Raw genomic sequence first — 14,785 nt, 5'->3', positions numbered from 1 at the left:
CAGGTCAGCGGTGTCGCTCGGCCCTGTGGATATCTCCGCGCAGGGCGTTGATGTCCTTGCGCATCCGGCGGACGTCCTGGCCGACGTCATCGAGCTTGTGGCTCATCGCGCTGGACACGCGCCCCATGGCGTCGAGCCGCCGGTCGACGCTCTCGGGCCAGCCCGGCGGCAGGGTGTCCTCACCGTCGGAGCTGGGGTCGTCGGCGACCTCGCCGTCGATGACTCGACGCCAGGCCTCCAAGTCGGCGTTGCTGGAGGTCTTTTCGTACTCGTCCCAGTGCGGCCCGGGACCGAGCTGCGGGCCGGGGGACGGGCGGTACGCGCGGGGCTGTGGAACGTCGGCCGGCCTGTGGACAACCTGCTCCTCGACGTCGAGGAGGTAGCTGCGCACGCGCTGGGCGACGGGGCTGTCGCGCAGCAGCATGCCGACGTTCAGCACGGCCCTGCGGGGGAACAGGGTGAGGTTCGAGCGGAGCTGTGGATAACTCTCGTTCGAGAGGGACAAGATGTCCCTCTCGAAGGTGACCAGGGCGGATCCCCTGAGCACGGTCATTCCGTTCGATTCCAGCTCGGCGCGGTGCCGTTGGACGATCTTCTTGATCGCCTCGGGGTCGACCTCGAAATACGTGGCGACCATCTTGGTCGTCACGTAGGTGCCGTCGGGCAACATGACCAGGATCTTGACCTTGTCGAGCGCCTCGACCCGGTGGGTGAGGGTGGCGCGCAGGGAGCGCGACTCGACGAGAGCGAGTTCGGGTGGCATGGGTGTGCCGTCCCTTCGTGAATCCGTATGTGAACAAAGGACAGAGGTCCTGCACCGCACCACCCAGCGGCTAGGGGCGTAGGTCGCATACGGCCACGGATTCATCCCGCCGGGTCCTACCCGGACTGCTCACAGATTCACAGAAGTTTCGAGTCGTCTCACCCTGGTTTGCCTACGCGCACCTTGGCCAACGATTCGTATGCCTCCCGGTTACGCCTTCTGTCGTACTTGTCCGATGGTCTGTCCGGCTCCCGTGTACTCCCTGGGTGGTAGCCCAACTGCCTTCTCCTGCGCGACGCGCGGCCGGAGCGGGAAGCGGAGGCTGAGGGCATGGTGACGAACAGGACCGAAGACGCGCGGAGCGCGCGGGTGGTGGCGTTGGCGGGTGGGGTGGGGGTGTCGCTGCTGGTGATGGCGGCGCTGCATCTGACCCACGTGATCTCGGGTGGAGGGCCGCCCTACGACCCGGACTCGGCGGGGGTCGCCGAGGCAGTCATCGGGGTGGTGCTGCTCGCCGCCGTCTACCGGATGCGGCGTTCGCCCGACCGGAGTTGGGGGCTCATGCTCGGCTCGCTGGCGTTCGCCGTCGCCGGGTTCGTCGTGGGGATGACGTTCACGGTGAAGTCCGGGACGGCCGTGGACGTGGCCTACCACGCGATCGGTCTGCCGCTCCTGCTGCTGACGCTGGCCATGCACCTGAAGCGCGAGCGCGAGCGCGCCTAGCAGCGGCTGCGCGCTCCGGGTCAGCGTTGCTTGCGGAGGGCGGCGACGCGTTGGTCGACGTCGGCGGTGAACCAGTCGGGGACCTCGCCCGTCGCGCGGAGGTGGAGGCGTTGGGTCAGCTGCTCGGAGGCGGCGTCCACGGCCAGGGCGTAGTCGAGCTTCTTGCCGGACATCGACTCGCGACGCATGTCGCCGCCCAGGCCCGTGGCACCACGGGCACCGGCGCCTCGGCCGATTCCGCCACCTCCGGCGAAGGCCGGGAGCACGCCTCAGAAGGCGACCCGGGATCCACGTGTGACCAGGAATCCGGGAGGTTTTCGTACGGGTTCCTGACGCCGCCCCCGGACGCTTTGCGGCACAGACGCGGCCCGGCCCGCAAGGCTTCCTGTCGTCGCAGCTCAGGGGCTGTCCGGCCCTCGGATATCCGCTCGCGCCGCCGCGCGGGGCGCTTACTGTAGAGGGCATGAGGATTGGAATCGTGGGTGCCACTGGTCAGGTCGGCGGCGTCATGCGCCGGATTCTGGAGGAGCGCGAGTTCCCGGTGACGGAGCTGCGGCTGTTCGCCTCCGCGCGTTCGGCCGGGTCCACGCTGCCGTGGAAGGGCGGCGAGGTCGTCGTCGAGGACGCCGCCACGGCCGACTGGAGCGGCCTGGACATCGTGCTCTTCTCCGCGGGCGGCTCGACGTCCAAGGCGCTGGCCGAGAAGGTCGCCGCCGCGGGTGCCGTCGTGATCGACAACTCCTCCGCCTGGCGCCGCGACCCGGAGGTCCCGCTGGTCGTCTCCGAGGTGAACCCGCACGCGATCGCGGACCGTCCCAAGGGCATCATCGCCAACCCGAACTGCACCACCATGGCCTTCATGCCGGTGCTCAGGCCGCTGCACCAGGAGGCCGGGCTGGAGGCGATGGTCGTCGCCACCTACCAGGCCGTCTCCGGCGGTGGCCTGGCGGGCGTCGCCGAGCTGCACGAGCAGGTGACGAAGGTCGCCGACGTCGCGGACCAGCTCACCCACGACGGCGACGCCGTCGAGTTCCCCGAGCCGCAGAAGTTCGCCAAGCCGATCGCGTTCAACGTGCTGCCGCTGGCCGGTTCGGTCGTCGACGACGGCACCAACGAGACCGACGAGGAGCAGAAGCTCCGCAACGAGAGCCGGAAGATCCTGGAGATCCCCGAGCTGAAGGTCTCCGGCACCTGCGTCCGCGTGCCCGTCTTCACCGGTCACAGCCTGCAGATCAACGCCCGCTTCGCCCGCCCGCTCAGCCCGCAGCGCGCGTACGAGCTGCTGGCCGACGCGCCTGGCGTGGTCGTCTCCGAGGTCCCGACGCCGCTGGAGGCGGCGGGCAAGGACCCGTCCTTCGTCGGCCGCATCCGTGGCGACGAGACCGTCGACAACGGCCTGGCGCTGTTCGTCTCCAACGACAACCTCCGCAAGGGCGCGGCGCTGAACGCCGTGCAGATCGCGGAGCTCGTCGCTGCGGAGCTGCAGGCCTGACGCGCGGGCGGCAGAGGAACCGGGGCCGTCTGAGCCCTCCGGTCACTCCTCCGGGTTGGGGAGGAAGCGGCCGAGCTGCTCCGGCCCGCTGCGGCCCGGCGAGGTGAAGTCGGGGGAGCTGAACCCCGGGGACGAGAAGTAGATCTCGTCCTCGCGTTCCTTCTCCGGCTTCTCCTCACCCTGGCGGTCGGTGATCCCCTCGCAGCCCGGGCTGGTGAAACCCGGGCTGCTGAAGCCCAGCCGAGGGCTCTGGCGGATCAGGTCGACGCGGCTGCGCGCAGGCGGTTTGGGTATGTGGTTCGCGGCGGCGCGGGAGGCGAGTTCGCGCTCCAGGTAGGGCACGACGGCGCGGTCGCGCAGCGTGCTGCGCCACACCTCGCGGGCCTTGGAGATGTCGGCGGCCAGCTCCGGTTGGGGACGGAGCGGCGGAGCCGCCGCGTCCCGCCGGGCGGTCATCAGCAGGCCGACCGTGGCGACGACCAGCGCCGCGCCGCCCGCGATCGCGAGCACGCCCGCGGCGGTGACCAGTTGGTGGCCGAGCGCGAGACTTGGCGACCCCGCGTGGACCGCGACACCGGTCAGCCAGAGGACCAGCGCGCTCAGCCAGGCCAGGACCGGCGCCAGCACCGCTGCCATCGCGGTGAAGCCGGCCCGGTTGGCGGCCTCCAGCGGGGTGTCCGGCGCGACCCACATGGCCGGGTCGACGCTGCCGAGCCGGTCGGTGTCCGGACCTGCGGCGAGCTCGGCGAACTGCTCGCGCAGGGACCGGTAGTGCTCGTACTCCGGTGCGGCCCCGGCGGCGACCTCGTCGAGGTCGCGCAGGGCGCGGTCGTGCAGTTGGGCGGCGGTCACGTCGCCCCGGGCCGCGCGCAGGGACTCGCGGATGTGCGGGCTCTGCAGGGCCTCGTCCAGGATCCGCACGTAGTCGGGCTTGTCCTCGGGCTGCATGTGCGGAGCGATGTCCATCGTTCTGCTCCCCCGTGGAAATATCGCGACCTGCCGTGAGGCAGGCCGTCAGGGCTGCTCAGCTGGGGGTTGTTCGTCAGTGGTGGGTGACTGACCCTCATGCTAGGCGCGGGCACTGACACAGTGACAGTCGCTTTCCAGAATTTCCCGCGCCGGGAGGGACAGGAGTTGCTTCTGGCAATTGCCGCATGCAAGCCGCTCGCGCGCGTGTGCGGTGCGCGAAGAGGCGAACAGGTGGTCACGCCAACAGACGGACCGTCAGCTCGGCTCAGCCCAGCTCGGCTCAGCCCAGCGGCAGGCGCGCGATGAGGAGCCGGCCCTCGCCCTCCATGGTGACGCCGCCGTCCATCGCCACGGCCAGCTCGTCCGCGTAGACGTGCGGACCGGTGACCTGGATGCCCGAGTGGCCGTCCTCGCTGGGCGCGTCACCGAGCAGGTACGGGATCGGACTGTGGCCGTGGACCACCCGGTGGCCGCCGTAGACGTCGAGCAGCTCACGCGCAGACTGCGCGCCGTTGTCGCCGCGGAAGGCGAAGCGCTTGGTCAGTCGTCGGAAGCAGTCCCACCACTCGTCCGCGTCACCGTGGTTCAGCACCTCGTGGACGGCGTCGTTGACCGCGTCCACCGAGTCGCCGTACTCCAGGTACGCGGTGGTGTCGGAGTGGACCAGCAGGTGGCCGTCCTCGACGGACATCGCGGGGAGCCGGGAGAGCCAGGCGACGTGGTGGTCCTCCAGGCGCTCCATGTCGGTGGGCTGGCCGCCGTTGAGCCGCCAGGCGGCGAGGAACGACGCGGTGCCCGCGCTCGACTGCACCGGTTCGTCGCCGTAGCGGTCCGCGCCGAGCAGCAGCAGTTCGTGATTCCCCATCAGGGCACGGCAGTAGCCCCCGACCGCCGCAGCCTCGGCCGCGAGCCGCATCACCGTTTCGATGACACCGATGCCGTCCGGGCCACGGTCGGTGAAGTCGCCCAGGAACCAGAGCCGGGAACGCCCGGCGCTCCACCGGCCCTCGGAGTCGATCAGACCCTGCGCGTGCAGGCCGTCGAGCAACTCCTGCAGGTAGCCGTGCACGTCGCCGACCACGTAGAGCGGGCCCTCGGGGGCGGACTGGAAGCCGTCGACGAGCGTGGCGTCGGCCGGGACGGGCACCGCGGGGGCGGGGATCACCCGGGCGTTGGGCTGGATCGGCGCGCCCAGCTCCAGCGTCGGCGGGTCCTGCGGCGCGGCGGCGGCCATGTTGACCAGCTGAGGTCCGCCCAGCTGTGCGGCGACGGCCACGTGCGCGGAGAGGTCGAGGTTGAGCTCCGGCTCCAGGGCGGCGCGAATCCCCGAGTGCGTCCCCACGGGAGCCGCCGCCGACATCCCCGGGTGGCCCACGGCGGGTACGCCGAACTCCGCGGGTACGCCGAACTCCGCGGGTACGCCGAACTCCGCGGGTGCGCCGAACTCCGTGGGGGCGGCGGAGGGCAGGGCCTCCGACGGCTCCGGCTGCGGCGTCTCCAGGGGCGCGCGCTGCGCCTGCTGGGGGGTCGCGGGCGCGAAGAAGTCGAACGCCGTGGACCCGTCCGCTGCCTGCGCGGCGTGCGGGCCTGGGTCCGGCTGGTCAGGCCAGGCGGGACGGTCCACGGGTGTCATGCCGCCCATCGTATAAAGCCGTCCTTCCCGGCGTCCGCACCTGGGAGGGATCAGGCTGCTGAAATCGTTCGCTCTGCGCGGATCGGCCGCCGGTCGGCGGTGGAGCAATGAGTGACAAAAAGGGGCAGGTCAGGCGGTTGGTGACGGACGGCGACCGAACCGGATTCCAGCCGACCGGCTGGAGTCGCCGGACGCCACCGAGGCTCCGCGAATTCCGCCGGAACAACTCGGGGGCCGACGGACTCCGGCGGACACCGACTGGCTCCCCAGACTTCGACCGGCTCCGACCGGCTCCCGCGGGGGCTGGCGGGGGCCGGCGAGCTCCGTGGAACTTCGTCAACTCACCTGGCCCGGCTGCCGGTCACGTCTCGCCGGGCGGGCGCGGGGCGGCCACTGTGGTGCGGTGGGCCCGCCGTTGCGACGAGCGTCGGACGATCAGTTCCGTCGGCATCAGCTGTCCGGAGGCGTCCTGTGTGGCCGGGCTGAGGCCCTCGATCGCGTCGATCAGCAGGTTGACCACGGTCGTGCCGATCCGGCGGGGCTTGAGCGAGAGGGTGGTGATCGGCGGCTCGGTGGTGGCGTAGACGTCGCTCTCGCTGCAGCAGACCAGCAGCAGGTCCTCGGGGACGCGCAGGCTGTAGCGGCGCGCGGCGGCCAGCAGGTCGGTGCCGTTGGGGTCGAACAGCCCGTAGACCGCGTCCGGCCGGTCCGGGCGGGCGAGCAGGCGGTCGGCCGCGACCGCGCCCGCGCACGGGTCGTGCGCCGGATACGCCTCGTAAAGCGGCTGTTGGCCGACGCTGCGACACCAGCCCAGGTACGCCTCGGTGCTGAGGCGGGTGTAGGTGTCGGTGCTGGTGCCGGTGAGCAGACCGATCCGGCGCGCGCCCGCCTGGGCCAGGTGGTCCAGGATGCCGAGCACGGCGGCGTGGTGGTCGTTGTCCACCCAGGCGGTGACAGGGCAGTTGCCCGGTTTGCCGTCGCTGACCACCGGCAGGCCCTGGCGGTAGAGGTCGACGACCATGGGGTCGTGGTCGGCCGGGTCGATGACGACCGTGCCGTCGAGCGCGACGTTGCTCCAGACGTCGTGCCGGGACGACGCCGGGAGGACGACCAGGGCGTAGCCGCGGTTGAGCGCGGCCGATGTCGCCGCCCTGGCCATCTCGGCGAAGTAGGCGAACTCGGTGAAGGTGAACGGTTCTTGCCCGTACGTCGTCACCGTCAGGCCGATCAGGCCGGAGCGCCCCGTGCGCAGGGTGCGCGCCGCGGCGGAGGGGCGGTAGCCCAGCCGCTCGGCGACCTCGCGCACCTTGCTGCGGGTCTCGTCCGGCAGGCGCCCCTTGCCGTTGAGCGCGTCGGACACGGTGGTGATCGAGACGCCGGCCGCCGCCGCGACGTCCCTGATCCCGGCGCGTTCCAGCCGACGCGTGCGGGTGGTCGCCCGACGGCCGTGGTGATTCGCTGCTGCTGTCATGTCTGGCCGATCGTATGGCGCGGAACTGTCAGAAGGGGATGGTCTGTCCGGGTTGGTCGGAGATACGTTTCTCCATGACCATCGGTGCGTTTTCTCCTTGCACCAACGACCGATTCGGGGCAGATCGCCTGCGTTTTGGCCATGTACGTACGGTGTCGCCCCCTGAGTCTGCGCGGAGCCATACCGGCACATGTCACTCGCACGGGTGAGGTTCCGGCTATCGGCTCGTATGGTGATCTCGACCGGATACGGCGGCGCGGGTCACGACGAAGAAGACGTGGCGGGCGACGCGACTAATGGAGGAAGACAACGGTGAGCAGCGAAACCACTCCCAGCCCCCGGCTGCGCGCGGCCCTCGCGGGCATCCCCGCGTACAAGCCGGGCAAGCCGGCGCAGGGCGCGGACGGCACGCCCGCATTCAAGCTCTCCTCCAACGAGAACCCCTACCCGCCGCTGCCGGGCGTCCTTGAGGCGGCGGTCGAGGCGGCGCAGAGCTTCAACCGCTACCCGGACATGTCCTGCGCGGGCCTGATCGCCGAGCTGGCACAGCGGTTCGACGTCCCGGAGGCGCATGTCGCCACCGGCACGGGCTCGGTGGGCGTCGCGCAGTCGCTGCTGCAGTCGACCTCCGGTCCGGGCGACGAGGTGATCTTCGCCTGGCGCTCGTTCGAGGCGTACCCGATCATCACCCAGATCAGCGGCGCCACCAGCGTCCGGGTCCCGCTCAAGGCGGACGAGACGCACGACCTCGACGCGATGCTGGCCGCGGTGACGGACCGCACCCGGCTGATCTTCGTCTGCAACCCCAACAACCCGACCGGGACGGTCGCCCACCGCGAGGAGCTGGAGCGCTTCCTGGACGCGGTGCCGCGCGACGTGCTGATCGTCCTCGACGAGGCGTACAACGAGTTCGTCCGCGACGAGGAGGTGCCGAACGGCATCGACCTCTACCGCGACCGCCCCAACGTCTGCGTGCTGCGCACCTTCTCCAAGGCGTACGGCCTGGCCGGCCTCCGGGTCGGCTTCTGCATCGCGCACGAGCCTGTCGCTCAGGCGCTGCGGCAGACAGCGGTGCCGTTCGGCGTCAGCCAGCTCGCGCAGGACGCGGCGGTGGCCTCGCTGCGGTCGGAGGAGGCCCTGCTGGAGCGCGTGGCCGCGCTGGTCGCTGAGCGCGAGCGGGTCGTGGCGGCGCTGGTCGCCCAGGGCTGGACGGTGGCGACGACCCAGGCGAACTTCGTCTGGCTGCGGCTGGGTGAGCGGACGACGGAGTTCGCGGCGGCGTGCGAGGCGGCGGGCGTCGTGGTCCGCCCCTTCGCGGGCGAGGGCGCCCGCGTGACCATCGGCGAGACGGAGGCCAACGACCTCTTCCTGCAGACTGCGGAAGTGTTCCGCAAGCAGCTGTAGGCAGCGGCCTCAGCGTTCGGGCGCTGGGACGTTGCACTGCCTAGGGGCGCGGGGCTCTGCTGATGTGCGGCTCCGCCGCGTGGGCGCGAGCAGGTGGGTGCTTTGCTGCCGCAGGTAGTTGCAAATGTCAGGGGCGCGGGGAACTGCGCGACAAGCCACCGTGTGTGGTGTGTCGCTGAACGAGCAGGGCCATCCCGACAGGGTGGTTGCTCGCGCAGTTCCCCGCGCCCCTAAGTAGTGCAACTACCTCGCTTGCAGAGGCTCTGCGTCTCAGCCCGGGAGAAGGTTCGCCGCGCCGCCGACCAGCGGCAAGCTGGCGAGGCCGCCACCGTGGCTGAGGCCGTTGGTGACCGGCTTGGTGGAGAGCGGGGCCGCGCCCGGCGAGTCGGGGAGGAAGGCGACGCCGTTGTTGAGCGGGTCCGCGGAGGAGTTGGCCAGCGGGTCGAGGCGGAAGTCCTTCGCCGGGGCGAGGACGTAGGGGACCGCGCCGGTCAGGCCCGCCATCGCCGGGCCGACCGACGTCGGCTGCAGCTCGGCGGAGGGGCGTGCGCCGCTCGCCGTGGTGAGGGCGGCAGCGGGGGTCGCCGCCGCGATGCCCGCGGCGCCGAGCAGGATCGTGGTCAGTGCCGCAGTACGAGCGGTCTTACGCATCGGGCTCTCCGAGGTTGTTCACACACACAAGAAATGGGCTGGAACGGACACCGCCGTCCCCCCGCGCGCGTGGCGCAGGGGGACGGCGGCAGCGGTCTGCTGGGTGAGGGTCAGCAGCCGGGCTGGTTCACGCACGTGTTGCCGAAAGCCGGGTTCAGCGCACCGATCACGTTGATCGAGTTGCCGCACAGGTTGATCGGAATGTGCACCGGGACCTGGATCAGGTTGCCGGACAGGAAGCCGGGGGAGTTGGCGGCGATGCCGTTCGCGTTGGCGTCGGCAGCGGCGGCGCCGGCGGCGCCCATCAGCAGGCCCACCGTCGCGAGAGACACAGCAGCGGCGGTCTTGAACTTGCGCACGATCAATCTCCTACGGGTAAGGCTGATCGGTGGTGATCAGCAGGTCAGCTGTTGTTCACGCACGTGTTGCCGAAGGCCGGGTTCAGCAGGGCGATCACGTTGACGGTGTTGCCGCACAGGTTGATCGGGATGTGCACCGGGACCTGGACCAGGTTGCCGGACAGGAAACCGGGAGAGTTGGCGGCGACGCCGTTCGCGGTCGAGTCGGCGGAGGCGGCACCGGCGCCGGCCAGCGTGAGGGCCGCGGCGGCGGCGGACAGCGCGATGGCCTTGGAGACCTTGTTCATGTCCATTCCTTTGCGTGAGTCGCCCCTCCGGGATGGAGGGGACGCAAGACGAAACGAGCGCCCGGGCGGCGGGACACGGGGCATGTCGAACGACCACTCGGACAGCCGATACGACTTTCGTCTCCGTGGTCGAGGCGTGACGGGCCCCGGGCCGAACGGCGAAGGGCCCGACCGCGTCCCGCGGCCGGGCCCTGGGACTGCCTGACGGAGCAGGATCAGTCGACGTTCGCGCACTTGTTGCCGAAGGCCGGGTTCAGCAGGCCGATGACGCTGACGGTGTTGCCGCAGACGTTGACCGGAACGTGAACCGGGACCTGGACCAGGTTGCCGGAAAGGAAGCCCGGGGAGTTGGCGGCCGTGCCATTGGCGGTGCTGCTGGCCGCGGCGACGCCAGCACCGGCGGCGAGCAGACCGGCCGCCGCGACGGTGACCGCAAGGCCGCGCTTGGTGTTGACCATGGGGGTGTCCCCTCTCGTGAGGATCTCGGAAGTCGGCGGGCTCCGTCCGGTCCCGGGCGAACGGTGGAACGGAGATCCGTCCACGCCCTGGACTCGGCGGTGCGCCGCACTGGGTAATCCGGTCTCTCCAACGAAGCGGTGAGGTCGAGGACATGGGCCCGCGGCAATGCCACCCGAATGGAGGCATGTTCGGTGTAATCCAACTTCCGGGTGATTGTCCGGGGAGCCCGGTGACGGGACGGCAGAGGTCTCGTTGGGCCGGGTACCTGCTGCGACCCGGACGTCGGGCCCGTGGCGGGTGTCCATCGTGATCAATCCGGTGCGTGTTTCAATCCGGTGAGGAAAGAAGAATCATGACGAACGTTCTCAAGGGCGCCCTCGTGGCCTCCGCTGCTGTCGGTGTCGTTGCTGCGGGTGCCGGCGCGGCCTTCGCCAGCTCGCACGCCTGCGGCGACGCGACCAACTCGCCGGGCGCGATCAGCGGCAACAACGTGCAGCTCCCGGTGCACATCCCGGCCAACGTGACCGGCAACTCGATCAACGTGATCGGCCTGCTGAACCCGGCGTTCGGCAACCACTCCGCGAACGTCGGCTGACCAGCCACGCCGACTGATCACTGACTGATCCGTCACGCGGACACGCGGCGGCCCTGCTCCATGCTCGGGAGCAGGGCCGCTGCGTATTATCGAAGGTGACGGCGCGTCAGAGCGCGTCACCGTGTGTCGTGCGACTCTCCGGGCTCTGCTCAATCGCAGTCCCCGTCGTGGTCGTGGTTCCAGCCGGTGGCGTCGTCGTCATGGTGCCACCACATGTGGTGCATCCAGACGCCGTGGTCGCCGGCGTGCTCGTCGCCGCCGTTGGCGCAGTAGTTGCCGTACGCCGGGTTCGCCGCACCGACCACGTTGATCGAGTTCCCGCACACGTTGATCGGAATGTGCACCGGGATCTGGATCAGGTTGCCGGACAGGAAGCCGGGGGAGTTGGCGGCGATGCCGTTCGCGGTCGCGTCCGCGCTGGCCGCACCGGCCCCGGCGAGGATCAGGCCCGCCGCGATCGTTCCGATTGCAGCCAGCCGGGAGGACTTCCGCATGGTTGCTCCTTGCTGTGTCGGGGGCGTCCGTGCGGGAGGCGTCGCCGCCCGACGGTGTCGCCCGTCGTGTTCACAGCAACACTCTGCGTTGTGATGAGCGGACCGGGCCGACGGCGCGACGTCAAGTCGCCCGCCCGGGTGAGCGCCGAGTGGGCGCCGAGTGAGCGGTGGGTGGGCGCGAGGTGAGCGGCACCCGGGTGCCGAGGCATGTCGGCGGGGCGGCGATAATGCAGACATGCGCCTCCGTCTCGCCCCTGCCGTCCGGGTTCCCGCCGTCGCGGCTGCCGTCGCCGTCTCCGCAGCGCTGGCCCTGTCCGGGTGCGCCGGGAGCGGCGTGCAGCGGGAGGCTCCGGGGGCCGCGCAGTCGTCCGTCCGGACCAGTGCGGACGGGACGGACCTGTCGCTGCAGGGTCGCAACGTCGACCTGCAGATCGCCAAGGCCGCGGTCCACCTCGCCGCAGCGGGCGGGGCCCAGGTGGAGATGACCGTGACCAACGCCGGTCCGGTGACCGAGCACCTGGCGGTGGCCTCGGTGGGTCCGCACGTGGCGAACATCACGGGTTCGTCGGCCAACCCGCTGTCCGTGGCCGGGGTGCTGATCGAGGGCTACAACGGGACCGCGCAGTTCGGCGCGGCCGACGGCCCGAAGATCACCCTGCCGGCCGGGGACGCGCCCAAGGCCGGCTCGAAGGTGACCGTCATGCTGCAGTTCGGTGTGGCGGGGATGATCCGCCTGGACGTTCCCGTCCTGGCGAGCTGACCACCCCCGCCGTACGTCCGGCCCGGCTACGACAGCGAGAAGTCGTCGGCGTAGACGTTGCCCTGGGCGTACCAGCCGTGGACGTAGACGGTGACCGTCCCGCTGGAGCCGGTGGTGAACGGCACGGTCAGCTGGTTCCAGCCGCTGTTGCTGGACCAGGTCGACCCGCTGGCCCCACCGCTCACGCCGACGTAGGCGTAGTTGCCCTGGACCCAACCGGACAGGGTGTAGCTGGTGTTGGGCTTCAGCGTCACCGTCTGGTCGCACTCGCCGGTGGCCGACGAGGTCGGCGTGACCTGCAGGGCGTAGGAGCCGCTGTGCGTGGGCGAGGTCACCACCTTGCTGCCGGACTGGCAGGTCCACGGGCTCAGGCTGCCGCTCTCGAACCCGCCGTTGCTGAGGCTGCCACTGCCACCGCCGCCACCGCTGGTGCCGGTGACCGTCAGCGTGTACGTCGCCGAGTGGCTGCCCGAGGCGGCCGTCCCGGTGACCGTGATCGGGTAGCTGCCCGCCGCTACCGAGGATCCGACCGTGGCCGTCAGCGTGCTGCTGCCGCCTGCCGTCACCGACGTCGGGCTGAACGCGACCGAGACCCCGGACGGCGCACCGCTCGCGCTCAGGCTGACGCTCTGCGCGCTGCCGGAGGTGACCGCCGTGCTGACCGTCGCGGTCGCCGAGGCGCCCTGTTGGACCGAGGCCGAGCCGGGGCTGACGGCGAGTGAGAAGTCGTTCGTGGTCTGGCCGCCGCTGCCGCTGGTGAAGGGCTCCATGGCGTGGCTGAAGTCCCAGGTGTTCTGGGTGATCCCGGAGCAGGTGTCGGAGCCCCCGGTGCCGGGGCAGCCGCCGTTGTCGCGCTCCAGCGCCCAGAAGGAGAGCTCGGCCAGGCCCTTGCCGGTGGCCCAGCTCTCGACGTTGCTCGCGTCGGCGACGGTGGTGGTCTCGGCCGCGCCGTAGTCGTCGATGCCGGGCATCATGGTGATGCCGACCATCCCCCAGAGCTGCGCGGCGGTCTTGGACGGGTAGAGGGTGGCGAGTTGGCCCTCCAGCCCGGTCGCCGCGTGCTCGGCGTCGGTGCCCATCTCGTGCGTCGCGCCGTCGTAGTAATCGAAGGTCATGATGTTGACGACGTCGATCCGCGCGTTGTTCTGGACCGCGTTCTGCAGCACCGCGAGGCCGCTGGAGTCGAGGCCGCTGGTCGTCGTCGGCAGGGTGTACGAGAACTGGACCGTACGGCCGTTGGCGGCGGCCCAGGACTCGACCTGGGCGATGGCCTTGTTGCGGCGGTCGATACCGGCGCTGTTGGTCAGCGAGTTGTCCTCGGTGTCGAGGTCGATCCGGGTGACGCCGTAGGTGGTGACGACGCTCTCGTACGCGGCGGCGATGGAGTTGACGTTGGTGCAGCTGTCGGCGATCTCGGTGCCGCCGTGGTCGGCGCTGTAGCCGCCGAAGGACGGGACGACGTCGCCGCCGTTCGCCTGGATGGTGGAGATGGCGCTGCCGAAGGTCGACGAGCTGATCGGCTGGCTGGTGTCGCCGTTCCAGTCGACGGTGCAGGAGCCCGCCGAGGGGGCCTGGACGAACGCCATGGACAGGTACTTGGCGCCGGACTCCGAGGACAGGGTCGCGGGGTTGTCGCCGCTGTACGCCTCGAAGTAGGGCGAGAAGACGTGGGCGGGCAGCGGTGTGTTGGCCGCGTGTGCCGTGGGGGCGCCCACAACGGCCAGGCCGGCGCCGAGCAGCGCGGCGGTGAGCACGGAACGTACGGATCTCATGCAGGACTCCCGTGGGGGTGGAGCGGTGCAGGAAGGCCGTCGGCCGTCGTCGTGTCGGAGCGGCCGGGGCAGGTGACCGGACGCTGACAATGATTGGACTAGACCAAATAACTGTCAAGAGTCTTAACAGTTACGGCTGCGAGGGCCCTCATGCCCTGGACGCGACGCCCTGACCCACCGGCGCCTTCGTGGTCGAGACCAGCGTGCCGAAGACGACGAACCGACCCGAGGAGCCGTAGCGCGGCGTGCAGGTGGTGACGGTGACCAGGCCGGGCGCCGGATCCGCGTGGCGTCCCTGGTCCGGACGCAGCACGGCGACGTCGGACGGGCCGGTCTGCTCGGTGCCGGTGATCCGGTACACGTACTGGGCGGCAGCCGTCTCCACCACGATCGGGTCGCCGACCCGGACGCTGTCCGGCAGGTCGGCCAGCGGCTCGAACCCGCTGCCGGACGAACGGTGCCCGGCCACCGCGAAGTTGCCCCGCCCACCGGGCCCCGCGGTCCCGGTGTAGTGGGCCAGGCCCCGGCTCAACGCCGTGGTCCCGGTGCCCTCGTAGACCGGGTACTGCCAGCCCGCACCCAACGCCGGGATCCGGATCAGCGCCACCACGCCCGGCGGCACCGCCGTTCCGGCGCGGAACGCGTGCTGGATCGCACGGACGGTCTGCCGCTGCTCGGCCGTGGGCTGCGGGCTCTGTCCGAAGGACAGCCAGGCGGCGAAGAGCCCGACCACCGCGCCGCCGGTCAGGAGCAGTTCGCCCAGCAGGGCGAGGACGAAGCGCAGGCCGGACCACATGCCGGAGACGCGTGTGGTGGGCATGAATCCCATCAGACCGTACGAAAGCACCGCAACGCCCCAGGCGCGCCCGCCTGCCGCCCGGTTCGCTGCTTGAACCTGACGCTGCTTGCCTCTGACGCTGCTTGACCCTGACACAGTGGGAGGCTCTGGACTG

Annotated in this window: 17 protein-coding genes; 5 read left to right on the top strand and 12 right to left on the bottom strand. The window is 70.7% G+C overall.

The window, feature by feature from the left end; genetic code table 11:
* Positions 1-4 precede the first annotated feature (4 nt).
* Complete coding sequence (locus I2501_RS08670) at positions 5-763, bottom strand: hypothetical protein (RefSeq protein ID WP_196193279.1); 759 nt, start codon at positions 761-763, stop codon at positions 5-7.
* A 330-nt stretch (positions 764-1,093) separates the two neighbouring features.
* Between I2501_RS08670 and I2501_RS08665 the strand changes: the two genes are divergently transcribed.
* The gene (locus I2501_RS08665; protein ID WP_196193278.1) at positions 1,094-1,486 is read left to right on the top strand and encodes a hypothetical protein; all 393 of its coding nucleotides are present in this window, start codon (positions 1,094-1,096) and stop codon (positions 1,484-1,486) included.
* A gap of 20 nt (positions 1,487-1,506) precedes the next feature.
* On the opposite strand, the gene I2501_RS08660 is transcribed toward I2501_RS08665, so the two are convergent.
* Complete coding sequence (locus I2501_RS08660; protein WP_196193277.1) at positions 1,507-1,752, bottom strand: hypothetical protein; 246 nt, start codon at positions 1,750-1,752, stop codon at positions 1,507-1,509.
* Between the two features lie 197 nt (positions 1,753-1,949).
* Here I2501_RS08660 and I2501_RS08655 point away from each other — a divergent pair, with 197 nt between their 5' ends.
* Positions 1,950-2,978, top strand: coding sequence for an aspartate-semialdehyde dehydrogenase (locus I2501_RS08655; RefSeq protein ID WP_196193276.1), 1,029 nt, complete (start codon positions 1,950-1,952; stop codon positions 2,976-2,978).
* A 42-nt stretch (positions 2,979-3,020) separates the two neighbouring features.
* On the opposite strand, the gene I2501_RS08650 is transcribed toward I2501_RS08655, so the two are convergent.
* The 3 genes from I2501_RS08650 to I2501_RS08640 all read right to left on the bottom strand — a co-directional run bounded on the left by I2501_RS08650 (position 3,021) and on the right by I2501_RS08640 (position 7,051).
* Positions 3,021-3,944: a hypothetical protein gene (locus I2501_RS08650; protein WP_196193275.1), complete on the bottom strand. Its 924-nt coding sequence runs from the start codon at positions 3,942-3,944 to the stop codon at positions 3,021-3,023.
* Positions 3,945-4,227: 283 nt separating this feature from the next.
* On the bottom strand, positions 4,228-5,580 hold the full coding sequence (locus I2501_RS08645; RefSeq protein WP_408022716.1) for a metallophosphoesterase: 1,353 nt from the start codon (positions 5,578-5,580) through the stop codon (positions 4,228-4,230).
* 361 nt (positions 5,581-5,941) lie between these two features.
* Complete coding sequence (locus I2501_RS08640) at positions 5,942-7,051, bottom strand: LacI family DNA-binding transcriptional regulator (protein ID WP_196193274.1); 1,110 nt, start codon at positions 7,049-7,051, stop codon at positions 5,942-5,944.
* A 312-nt stretch (positions 7,052-7,363) separates the two neighbouring features.
* Here I2501_RS08640 and hisC point away from each other — a divergent pair, with 312 nt between their 5' ends.
* Positions 7,364-8,455, top strand: coding sequence for a histidinol-phosphate transaminase (gene hisC, locus I2501_RS08635; RefSeq protein ID WP_196193273.1), 1,092 nt, complete (start codon positions 7,364-7,366; stop codon positions 8,453-8,455).
* A 270-nt stretch (positions 8,456-8,725) separates the two neighbouring features.
* Here the strand turns inward: hisC and I2501_RS08630 are convergent, their stop codons facing one another.
* The 4 genes from I2501_RS08630 to I2501_RS08615 all read right to left on the bottom strand — a co-directional run bounded on the left by I2501_RS08630 (position 8,726) and on the right by I2501_RS08615 (position 10,210).
* On the bottom strand, positions 8,726-9,106 hold the full coding sequence (locus tag I2501_RS08630) for a hypothetical protein (RefSeq protein ID WP_196193272.1): 381 nt from the start codon (positions 9,104-9,106) through the stop codon (positions 8,726-8,728).
* Positions 9,107-9,216: 110 nt separating this feature from the next.
* Positions 9,217-9,465 (bottom strand): chaplin, encoded by a 249-nt coding sequence (locus I2501_RS08625; RefSeq protein WP_408022715.1) that lies wholly within the window; start codon positions 9,463-9,465, stop codon positions 9,217-9,219.
* A 44-nt stretch (positions 9,466-9,509) separates the two neighbouring features.
* Positions 9,510-9,752, bottom strand: a complete 243-nt coding sequence (locus tag I2501_RS08620) for a chaplin (RefSeq protein ID WP_196193271.1) — start codon at positions 9,750-9,752, stop codon at positions 9,510-9,512.
* 215 nt (positions 9,753-9,967) lie between these two features.
* Positions 9,968-10,210 carry a chaplin gene (locus I2501_RS08615; RefSeq protein ID WP_196193270.1) on the bottom strand — a complete coding sequence of 81 codons (243 nt, stop codon included), beginning with the start codon at positions 10,208-10,210 and terminating at the stop codon, positions 9,968-9,970.
* 353 nt (positions 10,211-10,563) lie between these two features.
* Here I2501_RS08615 and I2501_RS08610 point away from each other — a divergent pair, with 353 nt between their 5' ends.
* Positions 10,564-10,806 carry a chaplin gene (locus I2501_RS08610; protein WP_196193269.1) on the top strand — a complete coding sequence of 81 codons (243 nt, stop codon included), beginning with the start codon at positions 10,564-10,566 and terminating at the stop codon, positions 10,804-10,806.
* Positions 10,807-10,955: 149 nt separating this feature from the next.
* Here the strand turns inward: I2501_RS08610 and I2501_RS08605 are convergent, their stop codons facing one another.
* Positions 10,956-11,300 carry a chaplin gene (locus tag I2501_RS08605; RefSeq protein ID WP_196193268.1) on the bottom strand — a complete coding sequence of 115 codons (345 nt, stop codon included), beginning with the start codon at positions 11,298-11,300 and terminating at the stop codon, positions 10,956-10,958.
* A gap of 235 nt (positions 11,301-11,535) precedes the next feature.
* Between I2501_RS08605 and I2501_RS08600 the strand changes: the two genes are divergently transcribed.
* On the top strand, positions 11,536-12,060 hold the full coding sequence (locus I2501_RS08600; protein WP_196193267.1) for a hypothetical protein: 525 nt from the start codon (positions 11,536-11,538) through the stop codon (positions 12,058-12,060).
* A 26-nt stretch (positions 12,061-12,086) separates the two neighbouring features.
* Here I2501_RS08600 and I2501_RS08595 read toward each other — a convergent pair whose 3' ends face one another.
* Together I2501_RS08595 and I2501_RS08590 are read right to left on the bottom strand one after the other, a co-directional pair.
* Entirely contained in the window at positions 12,087-13,832 is a 1,746-nt protein-coding gene (locus I2501_RS08595; RefSeq protein WP_196193266.1) for a carbohydrate binding domain-containing protein, read from the bottom strand.
* Positions 13,833-13,980: 148 nt separating this feature from the next.
* Positions 13,981-14,652, bottom strand: coding sequence for a sortase (locus tag I2501_RS08590; protein WP_196193265.1), 672 nt, complete (start codon positions 14,650-14,652; stop codon positions 13,981-13,983).
* Positions 14,653-14,785 lie beyond the last annotated feature (133 nt).

Origin of the sequence: Streptacidiphilus fuscans (assembly GCF_015690355.1) — a bacterium.
Classification (GTDB): domain Bacteria; phylum Actinomycetota; class Actinomycetes; order Streptomycetales; family Streptomycetaceae; genus Streptacidiphilus; species Streptacidiphilus fuscans.
Note: the sequence above shows the minus strand (reverse complement) of the source record. Positions and strands in the feature narration are given on the sequence as shown.